Source organism: Micromonospora sp. NPDC049274 (genome assembly GCF_040678875.1).
Lineage (GTDB): Bacteria > Actinomycetota > Actinomycetes > Mycobacteriales > Micromonosporaceae > Micromonospora.
Genome location: NZ_JBFAQS010000001.1, coordinates 216,865 through 239,504, shown reverse-complemented (window position 1 = coordinate 239,504; position 22,640 = coordinate 216,865). Strand labels below are relative to the sequence as shown.

General features: G+C 72.6%; 8 protein-coding genes. All 8 read right to left on the bottom strand.

Going from position 1 to position 22,640, the window contains the following annotated elements; translation table 11 throughout:
• Window positions 1-63 precede the first annotated feature (63 nt).
• Entirely contained in the window at window positions 64-1,356 is a 1,293-nt protein-coding gene (locus AB0K10_RS01030) for a multidrug effflux MFS transporter (RefSeq protein WP_363678654.1), read from the bottom strand.
• Between the two features lie 456 nt (window positions 1,357-1,812).
• Window positions 1,813-2,613: an alpha/beta fold hydrolase gene (locus AB0K10_RS01025; RefSeq protein WP_363678652.1), complete on the bottom strand. Its 801-nt coding sequence runs from the start codon at window positions 2,611-2,613 to the stop codon at window positions 1,813-1,815.
• Between the two features lie 11 nt (window positions 2,614-2,624).
• Window positions 2,625-9,800 carry an amino acid adenylation domain-containing protein gene (locus AB0K10_RS01020; RefSeq protein WP_363678650.1) on the bottom strand — a complete coding sequence of 2,392 codons (7,176 nt, stop codon included), beginning with the start codon at window positions 9,798-9,800 and terminating at the stop codon, window positions 2,625-2,627.
• Complete coding sequence (locus AB0K10_RS01015) at window positions 9,800-15,598, bottom strand: amino acid adenylation domain-containing protein (RefSeq protein WP_363678648.1); 5,799 nt, start codon at window positions 15,596-15,598, stop codon at window positions 9,800-9,802. The genes AB0K10_RS01020 and AB0K10_RS01015 overlap by 1 nt, the downstream gene beginning before the upstream one ends.
• A complete protein-coding gene (locus AB0K10_RS01010) occupies window positions 15,595-19,281 on the bottom strand; it encodes an ATP-binding cassette domain-containing protein (protein ID WP_363678646.1) in 3,687 nt (1,228 codons plus the stop codon). Before AB0K10_RS01010 ends, AB0K10_RS01015 begins: the two co-directional genes overlap by 4 nt.
• A gap of 2 nt (window positions 19,282-19,283) precedes the next feature.
• A complete protein-coding gene (locus tag AB0K10_RS01005; protein ID WP_363678644.1) occupies window positions 19,284-19,838 on the bottom strand; it encodes a DUF6817 domain-containing protein in 555 nt (184 codons plus the stop codon).
• Window positions 19,835-20,806, bottom strand: coding sequence for a TauD/TfdA family dioxygenase (locus tag AB0K10_RS01000; RefSeq protein WP_363678642.1), 972 nt, complete (start codon window positions 20,804-20,806; stop codon window positions 19,835-19,837). The genes AB0K10_RS01005 and AB0K10_RS01000 overlap by 4 nt, the downstream gene beginning before the upstream one ends.
• A gap of 45 nt (window positions 20,807-20,851) precedes the next feature.
• Window positions 20,852-22,640 (bottom strand): condensation domain-containing protein (locus tag AB0K10_RS00995; protein WP_363678640.1); only part of this gene is annotated, 1,789 nt, incomplete at its 5' end.

The following is a 22,640-nucleotide window of genomic DNA, read 5'->3' as shown; positions in this document are numbered from 1 at the left end:
CCGATGCACGGCGACGGCCAGGGCCGGGCTCGCTAGTGCACGGCGACGGCCAGTCCGGGCTCGCTAGTGCGCGGCGACGGCCAGGTCCGGGTCGACCGCGCCGAGGGTGGCGCGGGGCACGACCAGGACCATGACCGCGAGCGCCGCGGCCATGCCGCCCGCGATCACGATCGCCATCGGTACGCTTCCCGTGCCGAACAGACCCGCCAGCGGCGCCGACAACGCGCCGACGCCGAACTGCACGGCCCCGAGCAGCGCCGCAGCGGTGCCGGCGGCCTCGCTGTGCCGGCTCATGGCCAGCGCCGGAGCGTTCGGCAGGGCCAGACCCGCCGCGGCCAGCACGAGCCACAGCGACGCGAGCAGGGTGCCGAGACCACCGAAGCCGGTGGCGGCGAACACGATCAGCAGCAGCCCGGCGGCCGTTCCGGCGATCAGGGCGCTGATCAGGATCTGCTGCGGGGTGTAGCGCCGCAGCAGCCGGACGTTGAACTGGGTACCCCCGATCAGGCCGACGGCGCCGGCACCGAAGGCCAGGCCGAACTGCTGCTCGTCGAGGCCGTACTGGTCCTGCAGGACGAAGGACGACCCGGAGACGTACGCGAACAGCGACGCCATGGCCAGCCCGGCGACAAGCACCAGCCCGACGAACGCGCGGTCGTTGAGCAGCCCCCGGTAGTCGCGCAGGGTCGCGGCCACCCCGCCGTGTCGACGGCGTGCCACCGCAAGGGTCTCCGGCAGCTGCAACGCCGCCACGACGATCAGCAACGCGCCCAACACGGCAAGCGCCGCGAAGACACCCCGCCACTCGGTCCAGCGCAGCAGCCCGCTGCCAAGCGTCGGCGCGAGGATCGGGGCCAGCCCCATGACCAGCATCAGGCGCGAGAAGATCCGCGCGAACGACGTGCCGCTGAACAGGTCGCGGACGACGGCCGTGGCGACCACTGTGGCGGCCGCCACCCCGAGGCCCTGCAGGACGCGCAGCGCGCCGAGCACCGCGATGTTGGGCGCGAAGACGCACAGCACGGAGGCCACGATGTGCGCGGCCAGCCCGGCGAGCAGCGGCATTCGCCGACCGACCACGTCGGAGAGCGGCCCGACCAGCAACTGGCCCGACGCCAGGCCGATCAGCGTGCCGGTCAGCGTCAACTGCACGGCCGTCTCGGTTGTCCGCAGGCCCGCAGTGATGGCAGGCAGCGCCGGCAGGTACATGTCGATGGTCAGTGGGCCGATCGCGATCAACGCGCCGAGCACGAGCACGAGCCGCGCCCGCTGGCGGTTGGTCATCAGGTCGCCGGGCAACACCTCTGGCTCCGCGGCGGCTTCGGGACCGGTCTTGTCCACCAACTGCTTCATCATCTCGAACTCTCTACGGATGCTTGTGCGTCACGACATCACCGCATCCACGGATGCGAGGGTGCACGGCGTGAGTGCCCGACGGTGGGCAGCGGAAAGGGCCGAGACGGGGTCGTGGTAGGGGCGCCCGGATGAGGGACCGTCCGGTGGTGATTCTTCCGGTCGCCAACGCCCAGAAGCCCTACGACGTTCCCGCTGTGTGGGAGGTCACGCCGCGTCGAACGCGAACGCACCGGGCTTGAGTCGGCGCGCGGACCGGGCAGACGGAGGGCGCAGGCTGGAAGGTTTGGCAGCTGCTCGTCGAGCAGCCCGGCGCTCACGTCGGGCAGCACGCCGTGCGGGCAGACGTGGGGTGACGGCGGGCGTGGTCGCTGGAGGTGGCGCAGCAGGTCGTCGACCAGGGGCGTCACCGCGCACCGGGTGCCCCGCGACTCTCCAGCGACCCAAACCGCTACCGGGTCACGCTCTGGCCCCAAGACCGTCTGCCGCCAGCGTGGCGCGGACCGTGTGCAGCACGGCGGCCCGGGCGGTCATCGGGAAGAAGTGCCCGCCCGGCAGCACATGCAGTGCGAACCCCGCCGACGTGTGCTCGCGCCACGGAGCGATCTGCTCGGGGGGCACGTGCTCGTCCCGGTCCCCTGCGAAGGCGACGATCGGGCAGCTCAGTGGCAGCTCCGGCGTGTACTCATAGGTTTCGCAGACAGAGAAATCCGCGCGGATCGCGGGCAGCAGGACTTCGAGCAGTTCGGGCTCGGCCGCGATCTCCTCGTCGAGACCGCCGAGCCTGCGCAGCCGGTCGACGACGATCGCGTCCGGCTGGTCGTGAATGTTCGGCGACGTGCGCCGCAGCCCCGGTGCGAGGCCCCCGGCTGCGAAGAGGACCCGCGGCTGCGGGGCACCGCGCCGGCGTAGCTCGCGGGCCAGTTCGAAGGCCACCAGAGACCCCATGCTGTGCCCGAACAGGGCGTACGGCACATGCAATTCGCCGGTCAGCGCCGAGGCGAGGTCTTCAACCAGCGGCCGCACCCGCGTGTAGACCGGATCACGCCAGCGGGACTGCCGGCCGGGCAGCTCGACGGGGCAGACCTCGACGTCAGGACCGAGCAACTCCTGCCAGCCGCTGTACGCCGAGGATCCCCCGCCGGCGTACGGCAGACAGATCAGTCGCGCAGCGGGGACGGCGGGGACGGCGCGACGGCGCGGCCCAGCGACGAGCCAACCCCTGGCACGGCCGGCCGGATGTGCGGTGAGGCGATTCACGGACGGACCTCCTAGTACGTCGGCTCGTTGGACAGCAGGGAATTGGCTTCCTCGTCGGACATCTCCTCCAGCTCAGCGAGCAGTTGGTCCTCGATGGCGAGCGCGGCGGACTCCAGCGTGGGGCTGTCGAAGAGAACCCGGATCGGCACCTGCACGTCGAGCGCCTTGCGCAGGTGCACCACCGCCCGCATCGCCAGCAACGAGTCGCCGCCCAAGGCGAAGAAGTTGTCGTGCGCGCCCACCCGCTCGACCCGCAGGATGGTTGACCAGACCTCGGCGACGGCCTCCTCCAGGGCGGTACGCGGTGCTTCGTACGGCACCTCGTCCGCCTCGGTCGCGTCGGCCGGTACCACCAACGCCCGCCGATCGATCTTGCCGTTGGCGGTCAACGGCAGCTCGTCGATCTCGTAGAACGCCCCCGGCACCATGTAGCCGGGCAGCTTGCCGGCAAGGAACTCCAGCACGTCCGGCGGCATTTCGCCGGGGACCTGCGGCAGGACGAACGCGACGAGGCGCTTGGCCCCGCGCGGCTCGCCCTGCGCCACGACCACCGCGCCCCGTACGCCCGGGTGCTGCGCGAGCGCGGCCTCGATCTCGCCGAGTTCAATGCGATACCCCTGCACCTTGACCTGGAAATCCTCCCGACCGAGAAACTCGATCTCGCCGCTCGGCAGGAACCGGCCGAGATCCCCGGTGCGGTACAGGCGCTCCCCGGTCTCCGGGTGGACGACGAAGCTGGCCGCCGTTCTCGCCTCGTCCCGCAGATAGCCGCGGGCCACGCCGACGCCGCCGATGTAAAGCTGCCCGGGCACCCCGGTCGGTCGGGGCCGCATCGCGTCGTCGAGGACGTGGAAGGTCTGGTTCCGCATGGGACGCCCGTACGGAATGCTCGTCCAGTCCGACGGCACCTCCCCGACCTCGTGGAGGATCGACCAGATGGACGCCTCTGTCGCGCCGCCGAGGCTGACCACCCGGGGCGCCCCGAGCACCTGACGGATCCGGTCCGGCAGGGTCACCGGAATCCAGTCGCCGCTGAGCATGACCAACCGCAGCAGACCGGCGGCCTCCCGGAGGGTGAGGTGCTCGACGAACAACTCCATCAACGCCGGCACCGAGTTCCAGATCGTGACGTCGGCCTTGACGACGAGGTCGAGCCACGCCGCCGGGTCCCGGTGTGCCGCCGCCTCCGGGATCACCACCGCGCCCCCGACCGCGAGCGGTCCGAAGACGTCGTACACGGACAGGTCGAAGCTCAGCGACGACAGGGCCAGTGCCCGGTCGTCCTCGCCCACGTGGAAGCGTTCGTTGATGTCGACGACGGTGTTGAGGGCACCCCTGTGATCGATCATCACGCCCTTCGGCTGGCCTGTCGAACCGGAGGTGAAGATGACGTACGCGAGGTCCGCGGGCGTGGTGGCGATCGCGGGCAGAGCCGCCTCCGGCCGGGGCGTCAGTTCGTCCACCCGCAGCACGTCGACGTCGTCGAACCGCCGGGCGCCGGCGTCCGCAAGGCGCCCCTGGGTCAGCACCGCGCGAACCTGTCCGTGTTCCAGCAACAGGCGCACCCGCTCGTCGGGCAGCTCGGGGTCGATTGGCAGGTAGGCGGCACCGGCGGCGAGGATGCCGAGCACGGCGGCGCACTGCTCCCAGCCCTTGTCCATCACCACGGCGACGAGTTCGTCGGGGCGCACCCGCAGGCCCGTGAGGTGGGCGCAGACCGCCCGGGCGTGACCCGCCAGCTCGCCGTAGGTGAGGGTGCGGGTCGGCGTGATCACGGCCGGACGTTCGGGCACCCGGTTGGCCGTGGCGAAGAACGGCTCGTGCAACAGGCCGGCCGGCACCGCCCCCTCGGTGCGGTTGTACGAGGTGCGGACGGCAAGCTCGGTGTCGGGCACGAGCGGGCACACCGGGTCGGACCAGTGCGCCTCGTCGGCCGCGAGCCAGTCCAGCACCTTCAGCGTCGCCCCGTGCATCGCCGCGACCATGCCCTCGGGGAAGAGGCCCTCGACGGCGTCGATGTCCAGCACCAACGCGCCGTCCACCTCGTACACCTGGGTGTCGATCCAGATTTGCGGTGTCTGCGAGATGCTGTAGACCACCTCGCCGATCTGCGGATGCCCGCCGACGCCCTGGAAGAGGCTGGTGAACACCACCGGCATGACATCGGCCGCTTCGCCGCGTACCCGCTTCAGCTCCCGCGCCACGCGCACGCCGCTGAACAGCCCGTGATCCAGGTCCGAGAGGAGTTGATCGCGGACCGCCCGGGCACGTGCCTCGAACGGCGCCGCGGCGGCCACGTCGATCTCCAGCAGCGTCACCGACGTGAAGTCGCCGAGGATCGCGTCGACCTGTGGGTGCAGCGGCAGCCGGTTCGCCATCGGCAGGTTGAGGGTGAACCGCTGATTCTTCGACCAGGTGGCGACCACCTCCCCGTACGCGGCCAGCAACAGTGCGGTCGGAGTGAGGCCACGCCTCGCGGCGGCGGCCTTGACCCGGTTCCACTCCGGCGCCGGCAACTGCCCCGTCAGGCGGGCGAAACGCGGCGCGGTGATGGTCCCCGGATCGACTGCCAGCGGCAGCTCCGGGGCGAGGGCCAACGTCGGCACCCGCTCCTGCCAGTACGCGGCGGCCCGCCGGTACCGGTCGGTCTCCTGGGCGGCCTGCGCGGCGAGCACGTAGTCGCGGAAGCTCAACTCCAGCTCCGGCAGCGTGGCGTCCGGCTCGTGGTAGAGGAGGGTCAGCTCCCGCATCACGATGCTCGACGCCCACGCATCGGTGAGCAGGCCGTCGATGCTGTAGTGCACCCGGCCCAGGCCACCGTCCAACCGAGTGGCCCGCAGTTCGAACAGCGGCCAGCGGTCGGGGACGAAGACCTGATGCGACATCGCGGCGCGGGTCCGTTCCAGGGCCGCGGTCGCCTCGGTCGCCGGCCGAGCCCGCATGTCCTCGGTGGCGATCACGTAGTCCGGAACCTCGTCGAGGATCTGCTGTTCGCCGTGCGGCAGCACGACCGCCCGGAGCATCCCGTGCCGCCGGATCAGCCGGCGCAGCGCCCGCTCCAGCCTGGGCACGTCCAGCCCGGGGACGTCGAACTCCTCGTAGCCGTGCATGCCGACGTTGCCCAGATCGAACACGCCGGTACGGCCGATCCAGTACGCCTGCTGCACGTCGGTGAGCGGGAACGGCAGGTGTGCCGACGCCCGATCCGGGACGACCGCCGGCAGCGTCTCCGGCGCGGTGCCGCCGCCCGCTGCCCGGGCGGCGTCGACTGCGTTGGCGAGACCTCGGATCGTCGGCTCGGCGACGAAGGCGCGTAGCGGGACGTCCACCCCACAGACCCGGCCGACCTGCGCGACGAGCTGCGCGGCGAGCAGGGAGTGCCCGCCCAGCTCGAAGAAGCCGGCCGTGGGCGCGATGTCCGGCTCGCCGAGCAGGTCCGCGACGATCGCGGCCACCTCGCGCTCGGTCTGGCCCGCGTACTCGGGGAGGTCACTGGCCTTCGTCACGTTGCTCTCCTCGACCTCGTCGAGGGCCGTGACCAGGAGGTGGCCGGCGAAGGCGGCGGCGCCCACCACCCGCCCGACGGTCCGTTCGACCGCCGACAGATCACCGGCGGGCCACAGGTAGACCGCCCACTTCACCTCGGACTCACGGCCGTTGGCGGCCACGTGGGCGGCGATCCGACCGGCGAGCGGCGTCTCCGGCGTGCCGCCGAGAACGTGCACCTCAACGGCGGTGACCGCACCTCGCGGGTCGGCGCCCACCTCGGCCAGCATGGTCAGGGCCAGGTCGACGGGGGCCCGGCCGTCCACGGTGACGAGGATCGTCGCGGGGGTGGCGCTACCGTTCCGGTCGGCGCTGAGGTCCTCGACGGCGGCCCCGCGGGCGGTGAGACCCCGGCGGAACGCGGCGGCCGCCTCCACGTCCCCGGCGAGCAGGTAGCGCGCGCCGGTGTGCCGGTCCGGCGGGGCGACCGGCGCCGGGACGACATCCGGCACGAAGCGGTGCGGGCCGCGCAGGGCGACGACCGGCTCGGGACGCGCCAGGCGAATCTCCGCCGCCACCGCGGCGGCCAGACGCCGGGCGGCAGCCGGTGTCGGTGCCGGGACCACGTCGAGCAGCGTCCGGGTGCCCGGCGTGCCGCCGGCCGCCCAGCCGGTGAGCACTCCTAGCGTCGGCGCCAGTTCCTCCGTACCTGTGACGTCGAGTGCGCCGACGGCGATGACCACGATCCGCGGGTAGGCGGCGCCCCGAGCGGCGAGGGCCGCGTCGAGGGCGGCGAGGGCCGGCAACGGGTCGCCCTGCCCGGCCGCGAACAGCACGCCGGTGATCCGCTCGTCCGACGCCAACTGCGCGGAGAGCCGTCCGGCGACCGGGTCGAGGGCGGCCGGGACCACCCGGGCGCCCGCCTCTCGCATCTGGTCGACGACATCGTCCGGGAGGCCCGCGCCGCAGGCCAGCCAGATGCCGGCCGCCGCGCCCACCGGCCCACCGAGCCCGGTCCGGCGGAAGCCGCGCACGGCAAGCCCATCGCCACCCGACTGGACCGCGACGAGACCCCGCGGAGGATCAACCCAGCATCGCTCACGCTCGAACGGGTACGTGGGCAGGACGGTCCGTCGTGGCTTCTCGGTGCCGTGCAGCGCCGCCCAGTCGACCGGGGTACCCAGCCGCCACAGCGCCCCCACGGCGGTGAGCAGTTCGGTCTCCCCGTCGGCGTCCCGCCCGGCCGACGGCAGCGAGGCGACGGCGCGGGCGGCCGGCCCGCCGGCGAGGCGGGTCAGCACCCGTCCCGGGCCGACCTCCAGCAGCACGGCGTCCGGGCGGTGCAGCGTCGCCAGACCGTCGGCGAAACGGACGGTCGACCGCAACTGTCGGGCCCAGTACGCGGGGCTGGTTGCCTCCTCGGCGGTGATCCAGGTGCCGGTCACGTTCGATACGAAGGGAATCTCCGGCGCCGATCGCCGCACCTTGGCGACCTCCGCCTCGAATGCCGTCGCGGCGGCGTCCATCGAGCGGGAATGGAACGCGTGCGAGGTGACCAGCGGAGTCGAGGCCAGCCCCCGCTCGCGGAGCCGGACCGCGAACGCCGCGACGTCGTCGGGCGCCCCGGAGACGGTGCACTGCCGGGGCCCGTTGACGGCGGCGACGTCCAGCCCGTCGTCGAGCAGTGGCAGCAGCTCCGCCTCGGGCAGCGGCACCGCGAGCATCGCGCCCGGTGCCGCCTCCTGCATGAGCCGGCCGCGGCCGGCGACCAGCCGCAGCGCGTCGGGCAGCGAGAACACCCCGGCCAGGCAGGCAGCCACCATCTCGCCGACGCTGTGCCCGAGCAGCGCCACCGGGCGGACCCCCCAGGACGCCCAGAGCTTCGCCAGCGCGTATTCGACGACGAACAGCGCGGGCTGCGCGTACCGAGTCTGGTGGAGCAGGTCCTCGGCGGTGGCCCGCTCGGCGTCGGTGGGGTACAGCAGGCGACGGATATCCCTGCCGAGCAGCGGTTCCAGCAGTACCGCCGCTTCGTCCACCACCGTGCGGAAGACCGGCTCGTCGGCGTACAGGGCGTGGCCCATGCCGACGCGCTGCGCACCCTGACCGGGGAAGGTGAAGAGAACCTCCCGGTCGGTGGCGCTCTCGGCGGCCCCCGCGGGGGCCGGCCGGTCCAGCGCCGCGGCGGCCGCGGCGGGACTGTCGCCCACCACCGCCCGGCGGTACGGCAGGGTCCGGCGACCCTGTTGCAGGGTGTACGCCACCTCGGCCAGTGGCACGTCCGGGTGCGCGGTCAGGTGTGCGGCGAGCCGGGCCGCGGTCGCGTCGAGGGCTGTGGGCGTGGCCGCCGAGATGGGCAGCACGTGCCGGCGTCGCCCCTCGGCAGTGGTCGGCGCCGGTTCGGGCGCCTCCTCCAACACGACGTGGGCGTTGGTCCCCCCGATGCCGAACGAGCTGACTCCGGCACGCCGCACCTGGTCGGGCCACGGGCTGTGGGTCGTGGCGATCCGGAAGGGACCTCCGTCCAGGCCCAGCTCGGGGTTGGGCGCGGTGAAATGCAGCGATGGCGGGATCTCCCCCGCCCGCAGCGCCAGCACTGCCTTGATCAGACCGACGACCCCGGCGGCGGTGTCGAGGTGCCCGATGTTCGTCTTGACCGAGCCGAGGGCGATCCGGCCGGCCGGCACGCCGTGGAACACGCTCTTCAGCGCGGCCACCTCGATCGGATCGCCGAGCGGGGTGCCGGTGCCGTGGGCCTCGACGAAGCCGATCGTGTCGGGTTCGACGGCCGCGACGGCGAGTGCCTCGGCGATGACGTCGGCCTGCCCGTCCACGCTCGGCGCGGTGAAGCCGACCTTGCGGGCACCGTCGTTGTTCACCGCCGAACCCCGGATCACCGCGTGGATCACGTTGCCGTCGGCGACCGCGTCGGCGAGCCGCTTGAGGACGACGACCGCCGCGCCGCTACCGGCCACCGCGCCGGTGGCGTCGGCGTCGAACGCGCGGCAGTGCCCGTCGGCGGACAGGATGCCGCCTTCGGCGTACCGGTAGCCGCGCCGACGGGCGATGACTGTGGCACCACCGGCCAACGCGACGTCGCACTCGCCGGCGAGCAGCGCCTGGGCCGCCGTGTGCACCGCGACCAGCGACGTCGAGCAGCCGGTCTGCACGCTGATGCTGGGACCGTGCAGGTTCAACTTGTAGGACACCCGCGTCGGTACGAAGTCCTTGTCGTTGCCGAGGGACGTCTGGAACGCGCCTACCCGCGCCACCAGGTCCGCGTTGGGCAACAGGTTGTGCAGGAGATACGAGCTCTCCCCCACCCCGGCGTAGACGCCGGTCACCGCGTCCGCCGCGTCGAAGGCGTGCCCGGCGTGCTCCAGCGCCTCCCAGGCGCACTCCAGGAAGATCCGGTGCTGCGGGTCGAGCAATTGCGCCTCGCGTGCCGAGAAGCCGAAGAAGCGGGCGTCGAAACCGGCAGGGTCGGCGAGGACACCCTGGGCGCGGACGTAGTCGGGGCGGCCGAACTCCTCCGGCGAGACACCGTCGGCGATCAGGTCGGCCTCGCTGAGCGTGGTGACGGACTCGACGCCGTCGCGCAGGTTGCGCCAGAAGTCGTCGAGGGTGTCGGCTCCGGGAACCCGGAGCGCCATCCCGACGACGGCGAGGGCGGTGTCGGGCAGCGAACGTCCCTCGGTCATCATGCTTCTCCCGTGTGTCGGGGCCCGCCCGGCCGACGTCGCGGCGGTCGTTCCCGCTGGATGGTTCTGCGCGTCTCCGCGCGGTGCTGTCCGGTGCTCGGCACCGACGGCGGTTCCCCGGTCGCCAGGTGTCGGGCAAGCGCACGCACGGTGGGATGCCGGAACAGGTCCACGATCGGCACCGGGCGACCCAGCCGTTCGGCCAGCCGGGCCTGCACCCGCACCACGAGCAGCGAGTGCCCGCCGATGTCGAAGAAGTTGTCCTCGGCGCCGACGTGCTCCACCGTCAGCACGTCCCGCCAGATCGCCGCCACCGTCCGTTCCAGGTCGCCGCCGGGCACCGTGTCCCCGGTGGGGGCCTGCGTCGGCGGAGGCGGAAGAGCGCCCCGGTCGACCTTGCCGCTCTCGCCGCGCGGCAACCGGTCGATCGGGACGATCACCGCCGGCACCATGTAGCCGGGCAGCCGGTCCGCCAGGTGCGCGCGCAGCGCCGCCACGTCGACGTCGAGCGGCGTCACGTAGCCGACCAGGGTGGGCCGCCCGGGCACGTCCTCGCGCAGCATCGCCGCGGCCTCCACGACCCGAGGGTGAGTGCCGAGCGCCGCCTCGACCTCGCCCAACTCGATCCGGAAGCCGCGCAGCTTGATCTGGTCGTCGTTGCGGCCGAGGAACTCCAGCACCCCGGCGGCGCCAAGGCGTACCCGGTCGCGGGTGCCGTACATCCGGGCACCGGGTGGCCCCCACGGATCGGGCACGAAACTGGTGGCCGTACGGGCCGGGTCGTTGACGTAGCCCTGCGCCACGCCCGGACCGCCGAGCCAGAGGTCGCCCGGAACCCCGCGCGGCACCGGCCGCAGCCCGCCGTCGAGGACGTACGCCCGCACACCGGGCAGTGGTCGCCCGATGGAGACGGTGCCGCTGACGCCTTCCCGGTCGCCGCACGGTTCGTGGACGGTGGCGGTGATGGTGGTCTCCGTCGGGCCGTAGGCGTTGAGCCACCGGACGTGCGGCGCGGCCGTACGCCACTGGGCGAGCCTCCCCGCGTCGACCCGCTCGCTGCCGACCACGACGAGCCGTAGGTACGGGCAGGAGGCGACCGGATGCCGGTCCAGGGCGGCGACCCATTCGTGCCAGTACGACGCCGGAAGGTTGAGCACGGTGAGCCGCTCCCGGTCGGCCAACGCGGTCAGCTCGTCGAGGCCGGGTACCGGTCCGACCGGCGGCAGCACCACGGTGCCGCCGCGGATCAACGTCGCGAACAACTCCTCCGCGGCCACGTCGAAGGTGAGCGCGGCGAACTGGAGCACCCGGTCGGCGGGGGTGAGCGCGTAGTGCCGGGCCACCGCCTCCAGCGTGTGCACCAGGTTGCCGTGACTGACGAGTACGCCCTTGGGCAGGCCGGTGGTGCCCGAGGTGTAGAGCACGTACGCCGACGCCGACGGGTGCACCGGCACCGGCACGGCGGACGCCGCGGTGGCGAACGCGTCCTCGACTGTGGTGAACGGCACGGCGGTGTCGGGCGGTCCGGCGGCCCGTGAGCCGAGTACCAGCACGGCGGCGGAGTCGGCGAGGACGTACGCCAGCCGTTCCCGCGGGATCGACGGGTCCAGCGGCACGTACGCGGCACCCACGGACAGGACGCCGAGCAGGGCGGCTGGCCAGTCGAGGGTGCGGTCCAGCAGCACGGCGACGGTGTCGCCGGGGCGTACCGCCCGGCTGGCCAGGTGGGCGTGCACGGCGGCCGCGCGAGCCGCCAACTCCGCATGGCTGAGCGTCCGCCCGCCCTGCACGACTGCGGGCCGGTCCGCCCACCGCCCCGCCGCAGCTCCCACCAACCCGTGCACCGTCGCCCCGGTCGTGGACAGGAGGGGCCTCCCGTCGTCGCCCTCGGTGCGGGCGGTGGCCCCTCCTGACGCCGGGGTCGGGTGCGCCGCGGCGACGACCGGGGCGGCCGGTGCGATCGGCTCGGGACCGGGCAGCAGGTCCAGGGTGGCGACCGGCATGTCGGGTGCGGCGAGCGCCGAGTCCAGCAGCGCCCGGTAGCTGTACGCCATCCGCTCGGCCGTGTCCCGGTCGAACAGGTCGACGTCGTATTCGACGATGCCGCGCAGCTCACCCTCGGCGGTCGGCACCTCTTCCCAGGCCACGGTGAGGTCGAACTTCGCGACCCGGCCGGGCGGCTCGGCAACCGCGACGGACAACCCCGGGAACGCGTCGGTCGACGCCGGCACGTTCTGCGCCGACAGCATGACCTGGAACAGCGGGGTGCGGCTGGGGTCACGGGGTGGCCGGACCGCCTCGACGACCTGCTCGAACGGCACGTCCTGATGCTCGTACGCGCCGAGGACCGTGTCCCGGGCGCGGGCCAGCAGGTCGGCGAACGTGTCGGTGTCCCGCCAGCGGGCCCGCAGCACGACCGTGTTGACGAAGAAGCCGATGAGATCGTCGAACTCGGGACGGGTGCGTCCGGCCACCGGGCTACCGACACTGACGTCACGCACGTCCGCGTACCGGCCCAGGAGCAGTTGGAATGCGGCGAGCAGCACCATGAAGCGGGTGACGCCGTGCCGCCGGGCCACCTCGTCGAGCCGCTCGAGGATGGCTGCGGACAGCCGTACGTCGAAGGTCTCGCCCACGTGCCGGAGGGTTGCCGGGCGGGGCCGGTCGGTCGGCAGGTCCAGCGCGGCGGGGGCGCCGCCGAGCTGGTCCACCCAGTACGTGAGCTGCTCCGCCCGGGCCGGGCCGGCCAGCAGGTCGCGCTGCCACCTGGTGTAGCCGGGGTAGTCGACGGTGAGCGGAGCCGGGGTGGGCGCGGCGGTGGTGCGGGCCGTGTAGAGCGCACCGAGATCGCGGATCAGCACCCCGACCGACCCGCCGTCGAAGACGGCGTGATGCATGACCACAAGCAGCAGGCAGCGTCGATCGGACAGCCGGACCAGGAGCCACCGTGCCAGCGGCCCGGTGGCGAGGTCGAACGGCTCCGCGGTGGCGCGGCGCAGCAGGGCATCCGCGTGACCGTCCCCGCAGTCCGCCCCGCGCAGGTCGTGCACGGCGAGGACGACCGACGGTTGGTCGTCGATCACCTGCCGTGGCTCGCCGTCGATCGTCACCAGCCGGGTCCGCAGCGCAGCGTGGCGCCGGACCAGTGCGCACAGGCTCGCGTCCAACGCCTCCACGTCGAGCGGTCCGTCGATGGTGAACACCAGCGGCACCGAGTACAACGCCTGCTCGGGGTCGAGCCGGTCGAGGAACCACAGCCGTTGCTGCGCGTACGACAGCGGATGCGGCCCCTTGTCGCCGGCGACGGGGACCGGCGGTCGTGCCTCCCCGTGTCGGGCCCCGGCGATCCGTGCGGCCAGCGCGGCGACCGTGGGCGCCTCGAAGACCGCGCGGACGCCCAGTTCGACGCCCGCACCGGCGGCGACCCGCGCCACCATCTGCGCGGCGAGCAGCGAGTGGCCGCCGAGGGCGAAGAAGTCGTCATCGGCCGACTCCACCGGCACGCCGAGCATCTCCCGCCAGGTCCGCGCGACCAGTTCCTCGACCGGACCGTGGGGCGCAACGCCGCCGACTCCCCGCACGCCGTGCCGCGCGGCCGGTTCGGGCAGCCCCGCCCGGTCCACCTTGCCGTTCGCGTTGAGCGGCAGCACGGCCAGTGGCACGTACCAGGCGGGCACCATCGCCTCGGGCAGCCGGGCCGCCAGGTGGGCGCGCAACTGCCCGGCCGGGATCGGATCGCCGACCGGTACGACGTACGCGACCAACCGGCGCGCGTCCCCGTCTCCCCGCACGTCCACGAAAGCCTCCCGGATACCCGGGCAGGCGGCGAGGGCGCCGGCGACCTCGTCGGGTTCGATACGGATCCCGCGAATCTTGACCTGGTTGTCGACGCGACTGAGGAACTCCAGTTGGCCGTCCTCCCGCCACCGCACCACGTCGCCGGTCCGGTAGAGGCGCTCGCCCGGCTCGAAGGGGCTCGGCACGAACCGCTCGGCGGTCAGGTCGGGCCGGCCGAGGTACCCGTGCGCCAGGCCGGCGCCGCCGATGTGCAGCTCGCCCGGCACGCCGACGCCGGCCTGCCGACCGTGGTCGTCGAGGACGTACAGCCGGGTCCCGCCGACCGGCCGGCCGATCGGGACCCGGACCGCGTCGCCGGGCAGGTCGGTCACGTCCCAGGTCGCTGCGAACGTGGTGCACTCCGTCGGCCCGTACGCGTGGACCAGCCGCAACCCGGGCAGTGCCCCGCACAGCGCCGCGACGCGGCGGGCGTCGGCCGCCTCACCGCCGAAGATCAGACTGCGTAGCGGCGCGAAGATCGCCGGGTCGGCATCCACGCAGCGGTTGAACAGGGCGGTGGTGAGGAACATGGTGGTGACGCCGTGCGCGGCGAGGCGGTCCCCCAACCGGGCGGGCGTCAGCGCGTCGTCCTTGGCGACGCCGACCAGCCGAGCGCCGTTGAGCAGCGCACCCCACACCTCGAAGGTGGCCGCGTCGAACGACACGTTCGCCACCTGGGCGACCACGTCGGCCGGACCGAGGCTGACGTAGCCTGCGTCGCGGGCCAGCCGGACGATCCCGCCGTGGGTCACCTCCGCGCCCTTCGGACGCCCGGTCGACCCGGAGGTGTAGAAGACGGCGGCCCGTTGCGCGGGGTGCACCCGTGGCCGGTCGGCGGCGGTCCGTCCGACCGGCGGGAGCGGCCGGTCGACCCGCAGCACCGGCAGATCCCCCGCGAAGTCCACCGCGCCGTCGGCGATCAACAGCCTCGCGTCGCTGTCGCGCAGCATGTACTCCTGGCGCTCCGGCGGGTGCACCGGGTCCAGCGGCAGGTAAGCCGCCCCGGCGGCAAGCACCGCGAGCATCGCGACGACGAGGTCCGCGGAGGGTGCCATCGCCAGCCCGACGACGCCTCCCGGCGTGATCCGGTGGGCGCCCACGGCGGCCGCCAGTGCGTCGGCCCGCGCGCGTACCTCGGCGTAGGTGAGGGTGACGCCGTCGAATTCCACCGCGATCGCGTCCGGCGTCGCGTCGGCCCGGGCCAGGAAAGCCGCCGGCACCTCCGACGCTTCCGCGGAACTCTCGCCGGTGCCCCACGCGGCGAGCAGTGCGCGCTCCCCGGCGCAGGTGTGCGCGAGGGTCGAGACCGCAGCCTCGGGCGTGGCGAGGGCGTTGTCGAGCAACGTCAGGTAGTGGTCGCTGAATCGGCGGATCGTCGCCCGGTCGAACAGGTCCGGGTCGTAGCCGATCACGCCGGACAGCCCGTCCGCCGTCGGCTCGCCCCAGCTCACGGTCAGGTCGACCGGCACGTCACCCGTCGCCGGAACCGCGTCCTGTGCCAGCACGACCGGGCAGAGCACGGCCCGGCTCGGATCGGGGGGCAAGCCCAACGCCTCGGCCACCCGGGCGAGCGGGACGTCGGCGTGCGCCACCGCCGCCCGGCTCGCCGTCGCGACCCGGGCGAACAGTTCGGCCGCCGACGGGTCGTCCGCCCACCGGGTACGCAGCGCCACCAGAGCACCGGCCACGAGCGTGCCCACCATCACGTCCCGGGTACCGGTGCGCCGACCCAGCACCACCTGTCCCACCGCCAGCAACGGCGCGAGGGGCGGGACGCCGTACGAACTGCTGACCTCGATCAGCCGACGGGCGGTGTCCCGGCCGGCCGTGAGCGGGATCTGCTCGATCCGGTTGCGTCGGCGGGCCGGCCGGACCCGGTCCGTGACCAGATCCAGGGTGGACGCCCCGGCCAGGTGATCTCGCCAGTAGGCGGGACCGGTCGACGGCTGCGCTCCGGTCACGACGCCGACGCCGCTGAGTCGGCGGTACCCCCGCGCGGGCCGGCCGGCTCCGCCACTGAGCCAACCAGCGCCTCCGCCCGGTCGTGCTCGACCATCCGTCCACTGCTCATCGTCACCACCCGATCGGCGCCCGCCAGGGTCTCCCGGCGATGGGCGATGGTGAGCACGGTGGCTCCGACGAGGTCGGACGCGAGCAGCCGCTGGATCCGGGCGTCGCTCTCGGCGTCGAGGTTGGCGGTTGCCTCGTCGATGAGGACGAGCTTCACCTCGCGCAGCAGCGCCCGGGCCAGGCACAGCAGTTGGCGCTCGCCGGCGCTGAGCCGGCCGCCGCCGGCCGACATCACCGCGTCGAGGCCGTCTCCGCCCGCGCCGAGCAGCCGGTCGGCAAGACCGACCTTGGTGAGCACGGCGATGATCTCCTCGTCCGGGTACACCCCGGCCGGGTCGAGGTTGTCCCGCACTGTGCCGGGCAGCAGCACCGGGTCCTGCGGCACCACCTCGACCGCCGCCCGCAGGTCTGCCAGCCGCAGCGTCGCGGTGTCCACCCCGTCGACCAGGACGCGCCCGTGCTCCGGCTGCACGATCCGCAGCAGCGCGGTGAACAGACTGGACTTGCCGCTGCCGGTCCGACCCACGATGCCGACCTTGCTGCCGGCGGGTGCGTCGAACGAGACACCGTCCAGCGCCGGCGGGGCGCCCTCGGCGTAGCGCAGGGTGACACCCTCGAAGCGGACCTCGCCCGCCGTCGGCCAGCCCGCCGGAGCCGGCCGACCGTCGGTGCTCTCGACCGGCAGCCGGGTGTAGTCGTCCACGCGCTCGAAGCTGGCCAGCGACAGGTCCATCATCTGCACCGTCATCAGGCTCATGGCCAGCGCCTCCATGAGGGCGTACACGAGGCTGATCCCGACGCCGGCCAGACCGGCGCCGATCCCGCTCACCGTGACGATCAGCATCCCGTACGCCAGCAGGACGACCGCGCCCAACATGTCCAACCTCAGGTTGAAGTGCCGGGACAGCGCGTTGACGGTGTAGTCCGCGTGGTGCGCGGCCTGGGCCCGGCTGCCGAATGCTGCCTGGTAGCCGCGTACCCGGGTGGCCCGGCCCTCAATGGAGGTGACTCCCTCGATCGCCTCGCTGAGCAGCGCGAGCATCGGCTCGTTCGCCTGCTTTGACAGCCGGGACGCCGCCACCGTGCTGGCTCGGGTGAGCCGCTGCCACCGGAGGAACACCACCAGCAGCAGCGGCGCCGCGAGCAGGATCAGCGGGCTGGTGAACGCAAGCGCGGCCAGCGGCACGACCAGGCCGACCACGACCCGCAGGGTGTCCATGGTGGTCTCGGGCAACTCCAGGTCGATGGTCTCCATGTCACCGGAGAACCGGGCCAGCACGCGGCCTGAGGAGTTGCGGTCGAAGAACGACAGCGGGGCCCGGAAGACCCGGTGCAGCATTGAATTGTGCAGGTTCCGGCCGGCCGTCACGCCCCGGGCGAAGGCGAAGCTGAACAGTCCCCGGTCCAGCACGAGCGCCAACAGCCCGATGGCGGCGAAGACGGCCGCGTAGAACGGCGTGTCCTGCCCCGCGTGCTCGGTCCAGTGACCGAGCCAGAACGACGAACCGCCGAGCACCGCCTGACCGCCGGCGGCCAGCCCGAGAAGCACCACGACCAGGGCGCCCGGCACGAGCAACTGGAGGTAACGACGGTAGGTGGCCGTGCCGACCCCGCCTGCCCGGACCACCTCGGCGGGATCGTCGACGATCTCCTCGATGGTCTCCTCGGGCCCGCCGGCGTCGAGGTCGGGCTGGGCGGTGGCCTCGGCGGCGACGGCCGGCAGCAGCTCCGGCATCCGGGCCGCGACCTCCGCGAACGGGCCCGCCGCGACCACCCGCCCACCGTCGAGGACCAGCACCCGGTCAGCCCGCCGGGCCACGTCGAGGCGGTGGGTCGCCACGATCCGGGTACGGCCGGCGAGCACCCCGTCGAACAGGTTCTCCAGGATGGTGCCGGCCACCGCCTCGTCGACCGCGCTGGTGGGGTCGTCGAACAGATAGACGTCGGCGTCCTCGTACGCGGCCCGCGCCAGCGCGATGCGCTGCCGCTGCCCGCCGGAGAGGTTCGCCCCACGCTCCCCGATCACGGTGGCGTCCCGGGCCGGCATCGCCGCCAGGTCCGCCTCCAGGGCGGTGGCGCGGACGACAGCCGCGTACCGATCGGGGTCGTCCGGGGAGAAGCAGCGGATGTTGTGCGTGACGCTGCCCTCCATGATCCAGGGCTGCTGCGGCAGGTAGACCACGCTGCCGCCGACACGCGCGGAGCCGGCGGAAGCCGGCATCGTCCCGGCGAGCGCGGAGAGCAGCGCGGACTTGCCGCTGCCGACCCGGCCCAGTACGCAGACCAGCTCACCGGGGGCGACCCGCAGATCGACACCGGCCAGGACCGGTGCCGCGTCGGCGTCGGCGCCGGGCCAGACGAACGACGCGCCGTCGAGGTCGACAGCCCCGGCCGGCGTCCCGTCGTCCTTCGTGGTCCCGGTGTCGTCCGGTGCCTCCAGGAACGTCGTCACCTTGCCGAACGCCACCCGCCACTCATTGCGCATGTCCAGGTAGCGCACCAGCTCGGGGAGTTGGGACCGGAGAACGGTGAGCACGGCGATCGCGGCGAAGACGTCCGCGGCCCGCAACTCGTTGCCGAGCGCCGCGTACGTGACGAGGGTGGCCATCACCATCAGCACCGGGGCTGCGGCATTGACCAGATAGAGCGTGGCGAGACGCTTCTGCCTGCGGACCAGCAGCTCGTTGAGCACTGCGCGCTCGCGGTCCACCGCCTGCTCGGCGACGTCCTCCCAACCGTGGGTACGCAGCGTCCGTATGGCCGCCAGATAGTTGCTGACCAGACCGATCCGTACGCCGTTCGCCTCGCGGATCGGCGGCACCAGCGCGAACACCCGCTCATTGGCCACGTGGGACAGCCACAGCCCGGCAATGAGGATCGCGATGCCGACGAGCGCCGCCCAACCCAGCAGTACCCACAGAATCACGCAGGAACCCGCGATGCCCAGTGGGACCGCCCACGCCATGTGGGTGAACGCGACCCGCCCGACGCGTCGCGCGTCCGAGGATGCCAGGGTGATGACCTCACCCGTGGGGTGGGCCAGCCGCGCCCCTCGGTCCATGCCCAGGTACTTGCGCAGGATCTCCATACGCAGCAGCCCGGTGATCGAGTGGGCGGTCTTCCACACCTCGGACCACTGGTGCTTGTGGGCCAGCGAGTCCAGGATGTAGAAGCCGGCCAGGCCGGCGGCGATGAGCAGACCCTCCGTGACCGGGCCTCGACCGTCGCCCTCGAACCAGGCGATCAGCGCACGCACCAGCAACGGCCCGAGGGTCGCGCAGGCCTGGTAGGCCAGGAAGATCAGAGCGGCCCACCAGAACCGTCGGCGGTAGGTCTGGTACAGAGCCCGACGCAGCCCGTCCGGCTGACCACGCCGGGCGGCCCAGGCGCGGTCGAAGACGGGGGTGACCCGCTCCAGGTGGTCGTAGCGGGGAGGCGTCAGGCTGTCGGACAGTTCCAGCGGGCGGCGCAGGGCCGTCTTCACCAGGACCGACGGCCACTGGACGAAGAGACGGGAGAGGACTCCGGCGTCCTGCTCGGCGCTGGGGCGTACTGGCGTGTCGATGTTCGCCACGGTTACTCGTTTCCGGCGAGGGCGAGCGGAGCGAACCCGTAGGCGCGTTCCAGGGCGGTACGGACGGTCTCCGGCAGATAGCGGCGCATCGCGTCGAACTCACGGGCGCGGCTGAGCTGTTTGGCCTCGGCGAACCGGGGTCGCTGCTCCAGCCAGTTCGCCACCGTCAGCGCGGCGAGGTCGGCGTACTGGCCGCCGGTGACCCCGACGCACCCGCCGGAGCGGTCCTCCAGCAGAAACGGCGGGCCGTCGAACGCGGCGTCGAAGAGGGCGCTACGGGTGACAGTGCCGAACAGGTACGCCAGCGTCTCCGCCTCGGCCCCGATCAGCTCCCGCACGGCCGGCCGTAGCTCGTGCGGGATCGCGCCGGTCGGGTAGATCTCGGTGCCGTACACCGAGTGGAACAGTCCCGCGTCGCACAGCGCCGGCCCCGAACCCCACTCCGCCAGCAGGTCGTGCACGCCCCGCAGGTGCGCCAACAGGTTGGCCTCCGAGTGCGCCAGGTCGGCGACGCCGTTCGACTCCAGAAAGGCGATCTTCTCCGCGTAACCGGTCACGCCGACCCCCGGCTGCCGTACGACCCGGTCATCGCCACCAGCGTCTTGCGCGGCCCGGTGAAGCTGGACCGGCCGTGGGCCATGGCCATGTTGTCCACGACCAGCAGGTCGCCCTGCTGCCAGGGGAAGGCCAGCGACTCGGCGTCGAACGCGTCGCGAATCGCAGCGAGGTCGGCGTCGGTGATCGGACTGCCGTCCCCGAGGTATGCGTTGCGCGGCAGGTCCTCCTCGGCCATCAACTCCAGCAGCGCCTCCCGGGTGGCCTCGGGCAGGTTGGAGACGTGGAAGAGGTGGGCCTGGTTCATCCACACCGTCCGCCCGTTCACCGGGTGGATCGCGACCGCCTGGCACGTCTCGCTGGTCCGAAGATCGCCGCCGTCCAGCCATTCGTAGGTGATGCCGCGCTCACGGCAGAAATCCTCCACGCCCGCGCGGTCCATCCCGGGGAACGTCTCCTGCCAGGAAACCCCGAGGCCGGTGCGGTAGTTACGCACGTAGCGCACGCCGTGCCGTTCGAACCGCTCCCGGATGTCGGCCGGGATCCGCTGCCAGACGGCGTGGCTGTCGGCGAGCGGAGTCTCCCCACCGGTCTGCGCCGGGATGTGCGAGTAGAAGAAGAGCCGCCGCGGCCACACACTGGTGTAGGCCATCTCGTTGTGCAGCGGGATGACCTCGCTGGCCGGGTACTCGGTGGAGGTGTAGACATCGCCGACCTTGCTACGCGGGGTCGATCGATAGGTGTATTCGGCCATCTCCTCGCCGAAGACGCGGACGAAGGCAGAGAAGGCCGGTGCGTCCGGGGCGTCGAAACCGCGCAGCAGGACGGCCCCGTAGGCGTCCAGCCGCTCGTTGATCACGTCCAGGTGCTCCGACGCCCACCCGGCGGGCGAGATCCCGGGCGCGGTGGCCTCGATGCACGCCACCCGGTTGCGCTCGGGGTAGAGGCAAGATTCTTTTACGTTGTCCATGTCGCAGGTCCCTCCGGGGACGTCGGATCGGGGTCGGGGTCGGGGTCAGTCGCCGTCGGGCCGGACGAACGACCGGAGGGCGGCCAGGATCAGAGCCCCGAGCCGCTCGATGTTCTCGCGATCGTTCAGGTTGCGGCTGTACTTCAGATGCAGCTGCAGCTCGCCGTCCTGGAAGCGGCCGAAGACCTGCAACTTGTGCATCCGTTGTAGCTGCGGCATCGGCCACAGGTCTTCGATGGGCGGTCCGAGCAGCGGCGATTCCTCGGGCTCGTGCGTGAACTCACCCCAGTTGTTGAGCAGGATCGGCGGCTTGCCGAGCGGGGCGAGAGCCTCCGCCACTTCCGGGCGCGCGCCGGTGTAGCGCAGCAGGCCGTAGGCGAGCCCTCGCCGGGGGACCAGACCGATCTGCTCGCGGACCGATTCCAGCAGCGCCCGCGGGCCGGGCTTCTCCGCCCGGTGCAGCAGGCGGGGTGAGGTCATCGAGAACCGGCCGATGGCACGGGACAGATCGAGATCGTCCCCACCCATCTCCCGACCCCGGGCCACCACGTCCACGAGGAGCGAGGACTGACCGGACCAGTCGGTGAAGCCTTGGAGCACGGCGGCGAGCAGACCGTCGTTGACGCTCAGCCCGTACTCGCGCGGCAGCAGCCGGCGCAGCTCGGCCGTCTCGGCCGCGTCGAGACCGACGGCGATGGTCTCCTCCGACGACATGCAGTCGTCGCCGTCCTCATGGTCCAGCGGCCAGGTCGGGACGGGCTCCTGGGCCAGCGCCGTCCAGTAGTCGACGTCCTCGGTCAACTCGGTCGACCGGGCGAGCGCGTCCAGGTTCCGTGCCCATGCGGCGAAGGTGGCCGTCGATGCCGGCAACCGCGGATCCTGACCAGCCTCCAGCGCCTCGTACGCGGTCCGCAGGTCCTCGACGAGGACGTCCCAGGAGCTGTTGTCCATCAACTGGTGGTGGACGATCACCGCGAGCATGTCGGGTCGCGAAGCGCCGAATCGGATCAGGGCGATCTGCAGCAACGGTCCATTCGCCAGGTCGAGCCTGCGGTGCAGGGACCGGTCCAGCCGCCGGAAGGCGACCTCCTGCTCCGCCGGGTCGAGCGCCGACAGGTCGACGCTGATGAACGGCGTGGGCTGGTACGGCTCGTTCACCCGCACGGAGAGCCTGCCGTCCGTGCTCGGGAAGCTGATCCGCAGCGAGTCGTGGTGCGTGACGACCGCCGCCACCGCCCGCTCCACCAGCGCCGGGTCCAGCGGGCGGGCCGCCTCGAACATGAAGATGTGCGTGTAGACGTGCGGGTCGGCGAAGTTCCGCTCGGCGAAGGCGAGGTGCGACGGTACGGGCGGTATCGAGCCACTGTCCGTACGGCGGTCCCCGCCGACGTCCGCCCCGGTGGCGCCCGCTGCGGTGGCGGCTGGTCCACCGGCGATCGACGCGAGGCCGGCGATCGTCGGATGCGCGATGAACTGCGCCGGGGTGATCACTACCCCCGCCTTGCGGGCACGGTCCACCACCCGGATCACATGCAACGAATCCCCACCCAGGGCGAAGAAGTCGTCCCGCACACCCACCGACGGCAACCGCAGCACCGCCCGCCAGATCTCGGCCAGAATCTCCTCCACCGGGTTGCGGTGCGTCTGCAGGTCGTCGGCGACCGCGGCGAGGCCGGCGATCGTCGGATGCGCGATGAACTGCGCCGGGGTGATCACCACCCCCGCCTTGCGGGCACGATCCACCACCCGGATCACATGCAACGAATCCCCACCCAGGGCGAAGAAGTCGTCCCGCACACCCACCGACGGCAACCGCAGCACCGCCCGCCAGATC

Bases quoted from the DNA above. Each gene is read 5' to 3' on its own strand.
- AB0K10_RS01020 (WP_363678650.1), bottom strand. From the start codon at position 9,800: ATGACCGAGGGACGTTCGCTGCCCGACACCGCCCTCGCCGTCGTCGGG.
- AB0K10_RS01030 (WP_363678654.1), bottom strand. From the start codon at position 1,356: ATGATGAAGCAGTTGGTGGACAAGACCGGTCCCGAAGCCGCCGCGGAG.
- AB0K10_RS01000 (WP_363678642.1), bottom strand. From the start codon at position 20,806: ATGGACAACGTAAAAGAATCTTGCCTCTACCCCGAGCGCAACCGGGTG.